We start from the raw sequence: 12,890 nt of genomic DNA, 5'->3' as shown, positions 1-12,890 counted from the left end.
GAAGAATCTGCACTTCCAGACATGGATTTCGATATTCCTGACGACACTGAATCTACAGAGGAATTAGACGCTACAGAAGAATCTGCTCTTCCAGATATGGACTTCGATATTCCTGACAACACAGAAACATCAGATGAAACTATCTCAGAATCAGATACTATCGAAGAAGATAATCCTCTTTCTGATATGGACTTTAATTTACCAGACGACAACGATAATGACACTCCGGAAATGCCGGATGACTTCTTTAATACAGAGGACGATATGAAAGACACAACTTTTGACTCAGAATCACCGGCTGCCGGCCTCAACTTTGACGGACTTTACGATGAAGAAACAGAGCGCGGAACTCCAGCTCAGAACGAAGCAGACGAAGTTAAGAAGAAGACAAAGGTTCCTGTTATCATCTGCATCATCTGTGCAATCATCTGTATTATTGCAACAGCACTTATTCTGTTTATTATTCCTTCAAAATATAATCTTCTCACAAAGAAGAACGCAAAGAATATTGAAACTACAGTAGCAATTGAAGAGCCTGCACCACAGCCAGAACCAGTTGCAGAACCGGAACCTGAGCCAGAGCCTGCCGTACCAGAAGCTAAAGAAGATGAAATTATCATCATTGAAAAGGCAGAAGAAGTTGTACCGGCTCAGCCTCCAGTAGCAGAAGAAAAACCAAAAGATATCGTTTACAAAATTAAGTGGGGCGATACTCTCTGGGATATTGCAGATACTTACTACAAGAACCCTTGGAGATATAAGTACATTGCCCGCTATAACGGAATCAAAAATCCAGATTACATTATCTCTGGAACAAAGATAGTTATTCCAGCCGAATAGGAGACAGATGCGTCCATCTTTGCTGCCACCCCGTTGTTTCTGTAACTTCCGCCGTCTCACAGTTTATTGTCTCGCCACCTTCCTAACGCTGAGTGCAGTGTCTTGTAAGGGGGCGGCGCAGCCCGAGGGACAGAAGAGGTTTGGAGATGACGCCGATTATTTTATCGGGCTGCGCCTGCTCGGCGAAGGCAATGAGAACGCCGCCCGCGAAAAGTTTAAACGCTGCATAAAAAAGGGCTCGCCGTGCTGCGCGCAGAAAAGCGCCGAAGCGCTCTGTACCTTCGGAAATATTCAGGAGAAGAACGCCGCCGCGGAGAATTTGCTCAAGCAGTTCCCGGGGGATGAAGCGATTCTGATAGCTTCCCGCCAGTTCTCCGCGGCGGGCGAAATCAACAAGCTCATCGACTGCACCGCCGGTCTCGACTTCTCCAAAGCCAAAAATGAAATTATCCGCCTCCGGCTGGAAGCAATGGGCCGTCGCGGCGACTCCGCCTACGAAACCGAAGTTTACCGCTGGTTCACCCAGTGCCCTGTTTCCACCGAGCACTACCAGTTCTACCGCGACACCTACGCCCACCCGGACTTTGAGCGCGCCTACGAAAATCCCGATTCCGAACTTGCTACCACTCTCACCTACACACCTCAGCAGTTCGCAATTCATTACCGAATTGAATCGTACAAACGAAATTATTCATATACTGCCCAAAATTCCTGGATTCTTGAAGAGTTTTTTTCCAAAGGAGAACTTGATCCAGAACCTCAGCTGATTTCCGATCTCGGCAAAAACTATCTTTACGGAACAATGGATTTTGTAAAGAACGCAGGCCATTTTACAAAACTCGCCCAGAATTATACCGGCACTCCTGCAGAATATTATTTCTGGTTTTATGCCGGCCGCTATTACGAAAAAGCCGGCATTTATTACCGCCAGACCCGTAAATGCTTTGAAGCGGCAATGTCCAGTGCCAACTCCCCGGAGCAGAAAGACAATGCCCTGTGGTATCTTTTGAACACTTCCCTCAATTTTTCAATGGACTCAATCATCGATTCTATTGGAGAATATTCGCGCGAATGGACAGACTGTGAATATTTTGAAGATTTCTTTGAGCAGCTTGTAACTGCCCTTCTTGCAGCCGGCCGCTGGAACGAGTTTGGAAAAATCTACAAGGCAATAGACGGTTATGCGTCAGACCTTACCACCGCGCAGTTTGCATATCTTTATGGCCGCCTGATTCAGGAAGGCCTTGCTGATGGCACAGAAGACGATGCCACAATCGCTTTTAAGCGTGCCACCCAGGGCGGAAGTTCTGTATATTACAAAGCCCTTGCAGCCTACAGACTTGGAATTTCAAAAGATCCTATTGAACTCAAAAAAGTCATGTGCGCGCCAACCCCAGCCAAGGCAAAATCTTCGGGCGCCGACACCGCAACTTCAGCGACACACGTAAATTCCACCGCCAATTCCAAAGATCTCCCTCCAATCGACCCATCCCTTGAAAATCTTCTTTGTGGATACGCTTACTTTGGCTTCCCGGAATTGATTTATCCTGAATGGCAAAAAACTCAGGGTCAGAAAATCTCTACAGAAATAAACTTCTACCTTGCAGATTTTCTTTCAAAATGTGCAGATCCTCAAAATCCTGAAAAATCTGATTATTATACTCAGTCTCTTCGCATTGCAGCCCGCGCCCAGAGAATTGCAGACCGCCAGCTCACCCGCGAGGAGCTTTCCCTGGTTTATCCAACTTACTACTCAGAATATGTTTCAAAATACTGCCAGGAATATAAACTTTCCCAGCCGGTTATGTATGCCCTTATTCGCAGTGAAAGCTTTTTTGATGCTGATGTTATGAGTTCTGCCGGCGCTGTGGGCCTTACCCAGCTTATGGAGTTTACCGCAAGCGACATTGCCCGCCGTTTCAAAATTTCTGATTATTCACTTACCGACCCGGAAACAAATATCCGCTTTGGTACTTACTATCTTTCTAATCTGATTTCCCGCTGTGATGATTCTGCTCTCATGGGCTTTTTCTCATACAACGCCGGAATCACAAGAGTGCGCCGCTGGCTTCAGAGTTCTCTCATTGAATTCGGGAAAAAGAGCAATATGCCTCCAGATCTTTTCCTGGAAACTGTTCCCTTTGCTGAAACCCGCGAATATGGCCGCAAACTCATTTCTGCCACTTTAGCTTATGATTGGCTTGAGAATCCGAAGAATTTCCACCTATCTGCTGAGAATTTAATTGAATAGTCCGTATATTTTTATTATCTTTATAGAAGATTAAGCGAGGTTTATATGATTGAAGATCCAAAATTACTTGAAACTGTAAAGGAAGCTCTTGAAATGTTCCGTCCACAGCTTCAGGCAGACGGCGGAGACATGGAGTTTGTTTGTATTGATGATGATTACAAGGTTCATCTAAATCTTACTGGTGCCTGCGGAGGATGTCCAATGGCTGTTATGACTCTTAAGATGGGAATTGAACGTTATCTTATTGATGCCTGTCCTGAAATCAAAGAAGTTGTACAGGATAATGCCCAGAATCTTGATGATATGGGAATGGGGTTCTAAATGAAAATTGAAAACAATAAGTGGGTTGCTATCCACTACACTCTTAAAAATGATGAAGGTGTTCAGCTTGATTCATCTGTTGGAAGCGAGCCATTAGGATATGTTCATGGAAGAGGATATCTGATTTCTGGTCTTGAAAATCTTCTTGCTGGCCATGAACCTGGAGATAAATTCTCTGCACACATTGAACCAAAAGACGGTTATGGCGAATATGATGAACGTCTTATTGTAGAACTTGACCGCAATAAGTTTGAATATGATGGTGAAATTACTGTTGGAATGCCTTTCCAGGTAATGACTCCTTCTGGACTTTCAATCGTTCACGTTACTAAGGTTGAAGGAGACAAAATCACTGTTGACGGAAACCACGAGCTTGCCGGCAAAACTCTGAACTTTGATATTGAAGTTGTTGAAGTTCGTGATGCAACTGAAGAAGAACTCGCTCCTACAAGCGGCTGCGGTGGTGGCTGTGGAGGTTGCGGCGGATGTGGCGGCGGCGACTGCGGAGACGGTGGTTGCGGAAGCAGCTGCGGCGGTTGTGGGTGTAACTAATCAGTAACTATTTAATACTAAGTGCGCCAAGAAGAGCCTTCAAATTCTCTTCTATTGGCGCATTTTTTATGTCCACAACAACATCTGCAATTGACTGATACTGCTGATAGCGGTCTGTATATTTTTTTAAGAGAATATCTTCTATCTGCTTAAGCGAAGTTGGATTTTCATCCATTACATAAGCTGGTGCATTTGTAAAACCACCAAGAGGATTCTCTTCAATCTTATCCATAATTCTTTTAATCGAATACTTAATATCAAGCTTAAGGAAAACAAAGGTTCCACACTCACGGAGCGCATGAAGTGCTGGAGGGTTATCACAAATTCCTCCGCCTGTTGCAATCACAACCTGACGGTCTGTATATTTCTTAATGATGCTGCTGCAGGCTTCTTCTTCTGCCTGAACAAATTCCGAAACACCCTTTGTCTTATACAAAGTTCTAAAATCAACTCCGCGGATTCTTCCAATCTCATCATCTGTATCAATAAAATCAACTCCAAGCTTCTGTGCAAGAAGTTTTCCCTGTGTGGATTTTCCGCAATGTTTGCAGCCCATAAGAACTATTGAATTATGAATTCCTTCAGTCATATCAACAGTATAGCACGCGAATTGTAAAAAATGAAGGTTTAATGTATTCTTAAAATATTGAGACTTCGGAGGTATTTATGATTGGCATTACTCTTTGTTTTGTTCCGCTGATTCTTGCTATTGTGTTTTTCTCAACCTACTTTAAGCTAAAGCTCACTCATCAGCTGATTGCCGTGCTGCTTGGCCTTGCCGCAGTTCTGCCTATTTCGTTTATCCAGTACTTTATGCCTTCTATTCCAGGGCTGCCGATTTCTCCTGTTGTAAGCGCTCTGCTCAAATCTCTTTTGCTTTACGGATTTGTAGAAGAGGCCATCAAAACCCTGGCACTGCTCCCACTTCCTCACAAGATTTATGATGAAGAAGGGGCTGCAGATTCAGCAGCCGGCCGCCTGAACTTTTTACTTCTAGCCTTTACTGCAGGCCTTTCTCTTGGCTGTTTTGAATCTGTTGTTTACTATTTTGATCACCTTCAGATTGCAAATAGCCGCGGCGCAACTCTCCTTTATGGCCAGATTGCGGTACGAATCTTTACATCTGATATAATCCATATGACCTGTACCGGCCTGTGTGGTCTCTTTATCTATTCGTGCCGCAATAAACCGGCCCGTGTTTCCTGCCTGATTATGGCAGTTATCCTTCACGGTGTTTATGATTTCTTTGCAGGTTTTTCAGGAAGTCTCCGCTGGTTCTCGGTCGCAGTAGTTCTGATGTCAATCCTTGAATGCAGAATCAAGTACACTTCCTTGAAAAACAATGAAAACGTTACCAATTAGCACATTTTCATAACATTTTGTGCAAATTTCTGTTAAAAAACACCAAAATTTGCCAAAAATTCCGCATTCGCCCTTGACAATATCCGCCCAACCCCCTATAATACCCAAACAATACGACGCGGGGTAGAGCAGTTGGCAGCTCGTCGGGCTCATAACCCGGAGGCCGCAGGTTCGAGTCCTGCCCCCGCTATACTGCTAATTCCTTATGTTATAAGGAGTTACACTACTACTAAACCTAATCAAAGTAAGGCTTAGCGTAGAAATCACACCTAATTTAAACTGAGGTTTAAACCAAAGTTTTTGTTGCAAAGTGAGGTTCTATGGCTAAGCCTTATTTTTTGTTTAAAATGCCTTCTGGTATTTGGTATGCCAGAATACAGCTCCCTGATGGCACTTATTCCAACAACAGATCTACCGGCAGTAGAGACAGAAACTCTGCTGAACGCGTTGTAATGGAATGGGTAGTAAAAAACAAACTTCCAAGCAGAATTAATTCGGTTGATGATAAGCAAATCGGATTAGACAAACTCTCTGTTCTCAACTCTCTTAGAACAATTGATCTTGAACGTGAAGATGTTAAGACAATTATTAAAGTTCTTAAGGAGAGAAATTTAATCCATTCTGCAGTTATGATGGCAAGCCCGGAAAGTAAACCGATTGATGAATATATCAAAGAATTCTGGGCTTTTGAAACTTCTCCTTACGTAAAAGAAAAGAAACTCAAAGGCGGTTCCATCCACCGTGATTACTGCGAAGCAATGCTTATGCGGGCCACAAAATACTGGCTTCCTTCGGTTGCAGGAAAGACTGTAGGTTGTATCACTCATGACGATGTTACTGCCCTTTTTGAAGATGAAGAAGTTTTGAAGCTTGCACCAAAGACAATCAACTCTGTTGTAAGTTCTGTAACAATTCCTCTTAAATGGGCCTTCTTCCACAATCTTACAGAAATAAACTGCTTTGATGGAATCATGAAATGTTCTCAGAAATCAAAGAAGAGAGAAATCCTTACATTGGAACAGGCAGCTGCGGTTTTTGCAGCAGACTGGGAAAACGATGTTGCCAAGCTTGCCAATGCGGTAGCTTTTTATACTGGCATGCGTGCTGGTGAAGTTGCAGCTCTCCGTTTTGAAGATATCGGTGTGGACCGTCTTTATGTAAGGCATTCCTGGCGTTCGAGTGAAGGCCTTAAGGAATGTAAAAATGGAGAAGAACGCGAAGTTCTTATTCCTCCACAGCTGCGAGATCTCTTAGTTGCACAGGCTAAGGCTAATCCCTGGGGACAGAAAATGCATGGCTTTGTTTTCTGGGGATTAACCGCTGAACATCCTACAGATCCAAAGAACTGGCTTAAATTCTTAAGACGTGTTCTAGAAAATATTGGTTATTCCGAACCGGATAAAATCACCTTCCATGCATGGCGCCACTTATGGTGCAGTCGTATGAGTGATGAAATTGCTGATAAGCGTGTTCTTATGACAAGTTCAGGCCACAAAACAGAAGCAATGCTCGATCACTATGCAGCTCACATGGAACAGGAAAAAGCACTTGAAAAGCTCCGTTCTGCAGAAGAAAAACTCTTGCTTCCGATTCTTGGATTTGATGAAACTGAATCTGAGATAAAGAGCGTAGAAGTAAAAATACTTCCTGAAGGAAAAAAAGACGAAAAAAAGGATTATGAATAAATCTTAATCAAACTTAAATTTATGCAACGAAAACTTTGGAGAATTGAATTATGAGTATTTTTGGAAATAAGAATAAAAAGACTAATGATAAAGACAATGCAAAAATCAAACTGGTTGAAGTTTCTCAGCTTCGTTTTGACAGAGATTTTAAGAACGTTTTCCAGCAGGAAAATGACAAGGTTGCTGAAATTGCAAATGATATGAGGGTAAACGGATTTGATAAGTCGCGCCCGATTATCGTGACTGAGGCCTATATCATTGTTGATGGACATTCGCGTTTTATGGCGGCAAAGAAAGCGGGACTCGAAAAGGTTCCTGTAATTATCAAAAAGTTTGATAGTCGTGATGAAACAATCGAGTATGAGTACAAGATGCAGCTTAATTCCCGCCGGCTGACGGATGGAGAATATTTTGCAGCATTTCTGAAGCTTGATGAAATACGTCGTTCAAATCCTAATGCGCAGGGCTCTTCTGATGAGGCAATTGGACGTCAGCTTAATAAATCTGCTCGCCAGGTGTGTAAAATGAGAGAGATTGCAAAGAAGGCGGACGCTTCACTTCTGGAGAAGATTCAGAACGGAAGCATTTCGATAAACAAAGCTCATGAAATGATTAAGGCTACGGAGGCCAGAAAGAAAGCAGGACTTGTTGAAGAAATGGCTGATGAAAAACCATCGAACACAGGCAAAGGCATCAACTCTGATTCTTTTAAGCTTGGAGTTTTGTTTGTTTTGTCAGAACTTGAAAAAGGCCGAAAGAAAAATCAGATTCTGAAGGATAAGCGGATTGCTAAGCTGGAACTTGGAGAATTGAATCTTTCTGCAGATGATGTGGCACGAATATCACAGAGATTTGGAATTGCTTAAACTCTTTATGTCATGGCTGTATTCTCTATGTCAATTTGGCAATTTTGACATAGAGAATAATTGTAAAATTGTGTGTACAATTTCCGTACATTATGTTATATTAGAAGTGGAGGTACTATTATGGCAGTAGCATTAAAAGACGAAAGAATTGACTTTAGAGCCAACTCAAATCAAAAGACTCTTCTTGAACGTGCCGCTGAACTTAAACACGTTTCACTTTCTTCATATGTCCTTACATCATCTCTGAAGCAGGCTCAGATTGACCTGGCTGAAAACGAAGTTCTTGTACTTTCAAATCGCGACAGAGACCTTGTAATGGCTGCTTTGGAAAATCCACCAGAGCCAAATGAAGCATTAAAAGGTTTGTTCAGATGAGTTTTAAATTAATTTCGATAAAAGATGTTCCAAAATCAAAGCTTAAAAAGTTTGACTGTGGAACAGAAGTTTTAAATGAATTTCTTTCACGTTATTCATTAAAAAATGACACGTTGGGAATCGGAAGAACTTTTGTTGCTTTTGATGACAAAGATGAAGTTGTCGGTTATTTCACACTTGCAACCGCTCAAGTAGTTTATGAAGATATACCAGATGAATACCGGGGTAAATTACCAAAGTATCCTATTCCTTCATTGCGAATTGCACGTCTTGCTGTAGGCAAAAATTTACAGGGAAACGGAATTGGTAAGTGGTTACTTGCACAAGCCTTTATAAAGATAGTTCATGTAGCTGAGATTACCGGATTGTATTTTATAATTGTTGATGCAAAAGAAACTTCAAAGAGTTTTTATGAGCATTATGGTTTTATTAAGTTCAAAGATAAAGAACTTTCCTACTTTCTCACTGTTGAGACAGTAAGAAAAGCAATGGAAGGTTAAGGTTTTAAATCTTATCCAAGAGGCTTTCAGTTTGCTTGATACAGACTGGAAGCCTTTTTCATTTAACTTCAAACTTCTTTCAAAGAAGTTTGAAAAATCTCCTTTCAGAAAATCTCCAAAACGCAACTTTGCGTGATGGCCAGTTGCAATTTTTTTCCAAATATCATGCAGTTTTTTGCTCTCCCCTGATGTAAATTTCTGCGCAGATAATATTACAAGTAGTTAATTTTATTATATTAATTTTAAAAATCCCCCTAAAAAAAACAATTTTCTCCCCTTTCTGGAAAACATCCTCAAAATTTGCTAAAAAAATCGAGTTTCCCAAAATCGACGAAATTTGCCAAAAAATGTGTGAAATTTGCCTTTTAAAGTATGTTTGTGGTATCGATTTATTTTTCAACCATTTGTATCATTTTGAATGTAATCGATTTTAGCTAACTTCAGATTTACACAGGGAGGATAAATGAAAAAATCAATCATCGTAGAGTTTCCAGAAAAAACTTTATTCACTCGTGCAGAAGCGGCTGAGATTCTTTCAATCGGAATGAGCACTTTGGATAGTCTTATCAGTGATGAAGAATTGCCACGAATCAGACTTTCAAAAAGAGTTCTTTTTGCACGTGGGGATCTGGAAGCTTATATTCTTGCACATCGTTCTACAGGTGGAAGAAAAATTCCATATCCAGAATCAGCAAAAGTTGAGGTGGAACTTCCAGGAGGTGCTGCATGAACGAAAATGCTTTTATAGCAGCTTTGCAGGATATCAATAATCATCCTGTCAGATTTGGTGAATGTACAATCACATTTACATTTCATGATGGCCGTCTGCAGTATTATACACTTACAACTTCAGAGCGAAAAAATGTTGCAGACCTGAATGCAAACTTCAAGAAAATGGAGTGTGTACCGAATGGAAAAACTGCATGAAGACAATAAATCTTCATCGCACTTTTACATTTTAATTCCATCTGAAATAATAACAAATTCAGAACTGACAGATGGAGCAAAGCTGTTATATGGCGAGATATTGTTTCTTGCCGCAAAGAATGATTTTTGTTTTGCTACCAATGATTATTTTGCAAAACTGAATTCTGTGAGTAAACGGACCGTGAATAACTGGTTACATGAATTAAAAAGATCCGGCCTTATATGCTCAGAGATAATCAGGAACGAATTTAACCATCAGGTAGAAAAACGAAAGATTTTTATAAAAATGGATTTTTCTGTGAAGCATCAAACAAGGGACAGCACAGAAAAAACGTCTGATGACGAAAAGACAAATTTGATTTTTGGAAAACATCAAAATGTTCTTCTAAATGAAAATGAGAAAACAGAACTTTTGACAAGTTTTGGAGATGCTGATTTTAAGAAGGAGCTTGAATCATATTCAATCTGGAAAAAAGAAAATGATGCAAAACCAAGATCCGATTTTGAATCACTAAAAAAATGGTTAAACAAAAAACGACAAAAAGGGACTTACAAAACAAACACAACAGCTGTAAAAGAGACAGGCGTTGATGAAGTAAGCCAGGAAACTCTGGACAATTTACCATTTTAGATTTGCAGCAAAGGAGGAGCATTATAAATGGAAAAAGACAATATTAAAACAATCCGAGATTTTATGATTCCGCAGTTTACATTGCTGGCATCCCCGGAACAGGATGAAATAATCCGCCAGCGCGAACAGGAAGCTGAGCGTGAACATGAAAAGGAATTACAAGCAAAAAAGAAGCTGGAGTTCGAACACAGCGGAGTTCCGAAACGTTATTGGAACGAATCTTTTGAAACCTGGAAGGTACGAAATACAGATGATGAAAAACGCCTTCAAGCAGTAATCGAATATTCGCATAAAGAAAACAATGATTCAGTTCTTCTGATGCTCGGCCCGAAGGGTGTAGGAAAAACTCATCTTGGTTCTTCGATTATCCGGGATACAGGCGGAACTTTTATTTCGATTGAAGAAATGATTTTCCAATATGAATGTTCTTCGGATTATCATGCAAAAATCAACCGCGTGGATCTTATGAACTTTTATTCAACCACGCCAATGCTTGTGATTGATGAAATCGGCCGCTCGATGCAGCAAGCAAGAGAAGATTCTCTGTTGAATTATATTCTTCGCCGTCGCTACGAAAACATGCTTCCAACAGTTTTGATTTCAAATCTCCAGAAAACTGATTTGATGAAAAAGCTGGGCGACGCAGTTGTGGACCGGCTTAAAGAAACCTGCCAGTGCGTAGAGTTCGTCGGAGAAAGCTACCGCCCTGGAAAAAGGAAGATTGCGTAAGAGTGCCATTTGGCACTGTGCAGAATCTCTGCAAATCTGCAGGATGGCGGTATTCCGTCACGTGACGCAAATCGAATCAAAGTGTCTAAAGACAGTTTATCGTGTGTGCATAACCCCATATGTGTTGACGCAAAGCATCAACACCTGGGGCCCCTAAAAAAAGAAAAATGCACACTCGCGAATTTATCCGCCAGACGGCGGATGAAAAGAGTGCCAAATGGCACTGCAACAACAAAGTCAATTTTTACAACAAGAGGAGCACTATGACTTATACAACTTACAAAACAACAACACAAAATCCGCCGGCCGGCATATCCGAGCCAGCCTGGAAAGATCCCGTATCAGGACATGATTATAAAAATGATCCTGAGCGGGATAATCATCTTTTTGATTCCCACAAGGCCTATCATGCAAAAGACGATGTAAAAGCATTAAGAAACATTTTGCATCAGCTTAAAGAACTTGGTGGAGATTATGGCTTCAATCCAGATTACAAAACAAATCCACAGGGAAAAATGCGCTGTACGATGAACTCAGGCCGTAAGCGCAAAACTGACAAAAAGGCTTTTTCTTCAAGGCACAACGACAGGGACTTTGATTCTAATCCTGAACACATTGCAAAAGATAAATCAGACAAGAATATCATCTGGTCCTGGTGCGGTACGGAAATCAGTTTTTATAAGGGCGAACTTAAATATTACGAAGAAACCTTCGGCGCCCAGCTGGAACAGACAAATCAGAACTACATCAAAAGCCGTCATAAGGAACGAGTGGTAACTATGGACGAATGGCGAAAGAAAACCATGCATGCTTCGGAAGAACAGATTCTCCAGATTGGCCGCATGGAACAGTATCCGGAAATTGAAGTGTCACTTTCCTGCTTTGAGGAATATTTAACGTGGCTGAACGGATGGAACGAAGACCACGGAAAGCCCTTCTTCATTCTGAACTGGGCAATGCATCAGGATGAAGTGGGTGCCCCTCATTTTCATCTGCGCCGTGCATGGCCTTGTAAGGACGAAGAGACAGGACTTACCACAAGTAACCAGACTCAGGCTTTGCTCAAAGCCGGTATCCTTCCTCCAGATCCCGAAAAGAAAATCAGCAAGAAGAATAATCCTAAAATGACCTTTGACAAAATGTGCCGGGAAAAGTGGATTTTCATAGCCCGTTCTCACGGCCTTAAAATTGAGGATACGCCAAAGCCACGAGATGAAGTCGGAAAAACTCTGGAGGAATTTCAGAAAGAAAAGGACCTGCAGCGTAATCAGGTTTACACTCTTCTTTCTGCACTGACAGAAAAGAATATCGATGTGCTTGAAGAAATCTCCAAGTGGGAGGAATTAATGCCGAGTATTCAGAACTTCAAGAAATGGACAAAAGAGCGATGCAAGGATGCCCAGAGAACCTACCGGGATGAACAGCTGGATCCGATAGTCGATTTGTTTGTTTCTGCTTTCGCAAATTCAAATAAGGCTATCAAAGACGGATATGACAGTCAGATTAAGCAGTATGACCATACGTTGAACGGATACACAAAACAGACAGCCAACGGTAAAAAACACTTCTTCGGAGCTGCTGAGATAAGCCAGATGTTCGAAAGTGCAACTCCGGAACTGCTTCGTAAGATTGCCGGAGTTATCGCAGAACATGGCTGCAAAGACGTAAAAGAATGGATGCAGAAAAGCCCCTGGTATAGGGAGTTTGAACAGGGACGGGATGTGGAGAGGAAGTTGCGAATGGAGAGGGAATGGGAGAGATAAAAGCTTAAGACAAGATTTAACATTGCCGAACATTGCCGGTCTTGGCAATGTTCGGCAATGTTGATATCTCGTAAAATTACCTAATAAT

The 12,890-nt window shown here is 41.4% G+C and carries 15 protein-coding genes and 1 tRNA gene; 15 read left to right on the top strand and 1 reads right to left on the bottom strand.

The annotated features are described in order from the left end of the window. From BM161_RS01540 to BM161_RS01525, 4 genes are all read left to right on the top strand, one after another. Window positions 1-840: LysM peptidoglycan-binding domain-containing protein (locus BM161_RS01540; protein ID WP_074929898.1), on the top strand; the 840-nt coding region annotated here is incomplete at its 5' end. 7 nt (window positions 841-847) lie between these two features. Then, the gene (locus BM161_RS01535; RefSeq protein WP_074929897.1) at window positions 848-3,091 is read left to right on the top strand and encodes a flagellar assembly lytic transglycosylase; all 2,244 of its coding nucleotides are present in this window, start codon (window positions 848-850) and stop codon (window positions 3,089-3,091) included. Between the two features lie 45 nt (window positions 3,092-3,136). Next, a complete protein-coding gene (locus tag BM161_RS01530; RefSeq protein WP_074641425.1) occupies window positions 3,137-3,412 on the top strand; it encodes a NifU family protein in 276 nt (91 codons plus the stop codon). After that, window positions 3,413-3,964 carry an FKBP-type peptidyl-prolyl cis-trans isomerase gene (locus tag BM161_RS01525; protein WP_074929896.1) on the top strand — a complete coding sequence of 184 codons (552 nt, stop codon included), beginning with the start codon at window positions 3,413-3,415 and terminating at the stop codon, window positions 3,962-3,964. A 7-nt stretch (window positions 3,965-3,971) separates the two neighbouring features. Here the strand turns inward: BM161_RS01525 and BM161_RS01520 are convergent, their stop codons facing one another. Then, the gene (locus BM161_RS01520) at window positions 3,972-4,553 is read right to left on the bottom strand and encodes a shikimate kinase (protein ID WP_083425629.1); all 582 of its coding nucleotides are present in this window, start codon (window positions 4,551-4,553) and stop codon (window positions 3,972-3,974) included. A gap of 77 nt (window positions 4,554-4,630) precedes the next feature. Between BM161_RS01520 and BM161_RS01515 the strand changes: the two genes are divergently transcribed. The 11 genes from BM161_RS01515 to BM161_RS01460 all read left to right on the top strand — a co-directional run bounded on the left by BM161_RS01515 (window position 4,631) and on the right by BM161_RS01460 (window position 12,802). Continuing rightward, window positions 4,631-5,326: a PrsW family glutamic-type intramembrane protease gene (locus BM161_RS01515; protein ID WP_074929894.1), complete on the top strand. Its 696-nt coding sequence runs from the start codon at window positions 4,631-4,633 to the stop codon at window positions 5,324-5,326. Between the two features lie 117 nt (window positions 5,327-5,443). Beyond that, window positions 5,444-5,516 (top strand) — tRNA-Met (locus BM161_RS01510). Window positions 5,517-5,673: 157 nt separating this feature from the next. After that, window positions 5,674-7,011: a tyrosine-type recombinase/integrase gene (locus tag BM161_RS01505; protein WP_177206184.1), complete on the top strand. Its 1,338-nt coding sequence runs from the start codon at window positions 5,674-5,676 to the stop codon at window positions 7,009-7,011. A gap of 50 nt (window positions 7,012-7,061) precedes the next feature. Further along, window positions 7,062-7,877 carry a ParB/RepB/Spo0J family partition protein gene (locus tag BM161_RS01500; protein ID WP_074929892.1) on the top strand — a complete coding sequence of 272 codons (816 nt, stop codon included), beginning with the start codon at window positions 7,062-7,064 and terminating at the stop codon, window positions 7,875-7,877. Between the two features lie 120 nt (window positions 7,878-7,997). After that, window positions 7,998-8,252 (top strand): type II toxin-antitoxin system TacA family antitoxin, encoded by a 255-nt coding sequence (locus tag BM161_RS01495; protein WP_074929891.1) that lies wholly within the window; start codon window positions 7,998-8,000, stop codon window positions 8,250-8,252. Next, the gene (locus BM161_RS01490) at window positions 8,249-8,752 is read left to right on the top strand and encodes a GNAT family N-acetyltransferase (RefSeq protein WP_074929890.1); all 504 of its coding nucleotides are present in this window, start codon (window positions 8,249-8,251) and stop codon (window positions 8,750-8,752) included. Before BM161_RS01495 ends, BM161_RS01490 begins: the two co-directional genes overlap by 4 nt. A 463-nt stretch (window positions 8,753-9,215) precedes the next feature. Beyond that, window positions 9,216-9,482: a helix-turn-helix domain-containing protein gene (locus BM161_RS01480; RefSeq protein WP_074929888.1), complete on the top strand. Its 267-nt coding sequence runs from the start codon at window positions 9,216-9,218 to the stop codon at window positions 9,480-9,482. Next, entirely contained in the window at window positions 9,479-9,679 is a 201-nt protein-coding gene (locus BM161_RS01475) for a hypothetical protein (RefSeq protein WP_074929887.1), read from the top strand. The genes BM161_RS01480 and BM161_RS01475 overlap by 4 nt, the downstream gene beginning before the upstream one ends. Next, the gene (locus BM161_RS01470) at window positions 9,663-10,310 is read left to right on the top strand and encodes a helix-turn-helix domain-containing protein (protein ID WP_074929886.1); all 648 of its coding nucleotides are present in this window, start codon (window positions 9,663-9,665) and stop codon (window positions 10,308-10,310) included. Before BM161_RS01475 ends, BM161_RS01470 begins: the two co-directional genes overlap by 17 nt. A 27-nt stretch (window positions 10,311-10,337) precedes the next feature. Beyond that, the gene (locus BM161_RS01465) at window positions 10,338-11,039 is read left to right on the top strand and encodes an ATP-binding protein (RefSeq protein ID WP_074929885.1); all 702 of its coding nucleotides are present in this window, start codon (window positions 10,338-10,340) and stop codon (window positions 11,037-11,039) included. A 263-nt stretch (window positions 11,040-11,302) separates the two neighbouring features. Then, window positions 11,303-12,802, top strand: coding sequence for a plasmid recombination protein (locus BM161_RS01460; protein ID WP_074929884.1), 1,500 nt, complete (start codon window positions 11,303-11,305; stop codon window positions 12,800-12,802). Window positions 12,803-12,890: the final 88 nt, after the last annotated feature.

Source organism: Treponema bryantii (genome assembly GCF_900113965.1).
Lineage (GTDB): Bacteria > Spirochaetota > Spirochaetia > Treponematales > Treponemataceae > Treponema_D > Treponema_D bryantii_A.
Note: the sequence above shows the minus strand (reverse complement) of the source record. Positions and strands in the feature narration are given on the sequence as shown.

What these genes read in the sequence shown, in the direction of transcription:
- BM161_RS01535 (WP_074929897.1), top strand. Translation starts at nt 848, where the DNA reads ATGCGTCCATCTTTGCTGCCACCCCGTTGTTTCTGTAACTTCCGCCGT.
- BM161_RS01530 (WP_074641425.1), top strand. Translation starts at nt 3,137, where the DNA reads ATGATTGAAGATCCAAAATTACTTGAAACTGTAAAGGAAGCTCTTGAA.
- BM161_RS01525 (WP_074929896.1), top strand. Translation starts at nt 3,413, where the DNA reads ATGAAAATTGAAAACAATAAGTGGGTTGCTATCCACTACACTCTTAAA.
- BM161_RS01520 (WP_083425629.1), bottom strand. Translation starts at nt 4,553, where the DNA reads ATGACTGAAGGAATTCATAATTCAATAGTTCTTATGGGCTGCAAACAT.
- BM161_RS01515 (WP_074929894.1), top strand. Translation starts at nt 4,631, where the DNA reads ATGATTGGCATTACTCTTTGTTTTGTTCCGCTGATTCTTGCTATTGTG.
- BM161_RS01505 (WP_177206184.1), top strand. Translation starts at nt 5,674, where the DNA reads ATGCCTTCTGGTATTTGGTATGCCAGAATACAGCTCCCTGATGGCACT.
- BM161_RS01500 (WP_074929892.1), top strand. Translation starts at nt 7,062, where the DNA reads ATGAGTATTTTTGGAAATAAGAATAAAAAGACTAATGATAAAGACAAT.
- BM161_RS01495 (WP_074929891.1), top strand. Translation starts at nt 7,998, where the DNA reads ATGGCAGTAGCATTAAAAGACGAAAGAATTGACTTTAGAGCCAACTCA.
- BM161_RS01490 (WP_074929890.1), top strand. Translation starts at nt 8,249, where the DNA reads ATGAGTTTTAAATTAATTTCGATAAAAGATGTTCCAAAATCAAAGCTT.
- BM161_RS01480 (WP_074929888.1), top strand. Translation starts at nt 9,216, where the DNA reads ATGAAAAAATCAATCATCGTAGAGTTTCCAGAAAAAACTTTATTCACT.
- BM161_RS01475 (WP_074929887.1), top strand. Translation starts at nt 9,479, where the DNA reads ATGAACGAAAATGCTTTTATAGCAGCTTTGCAGGATATCAATAATCAT.
- BM161_RS01470 (WP_074929886.1), top strand. Translation starts at nt 9,663, where the DNA reads ATGGAAAAACTGCATGAAGACAATAAATCTTCATCGCACTTTTACATT.
- BM161_RS01465 (WP_074929885.1), top strand. Translation starts at nt 10,338, where the DNA reads ATGGAAAAAGACAATATTAAAACAATCCGAGATTTTATGATTCCGCAG.
- BM161_RS01460 (WP_074929884.1), top strand. Translation starts at nt 11,303, where the DNA reads ATGACTTATACAACTTACAAAACAACAACACAAAATCCGCCGGCCGGC.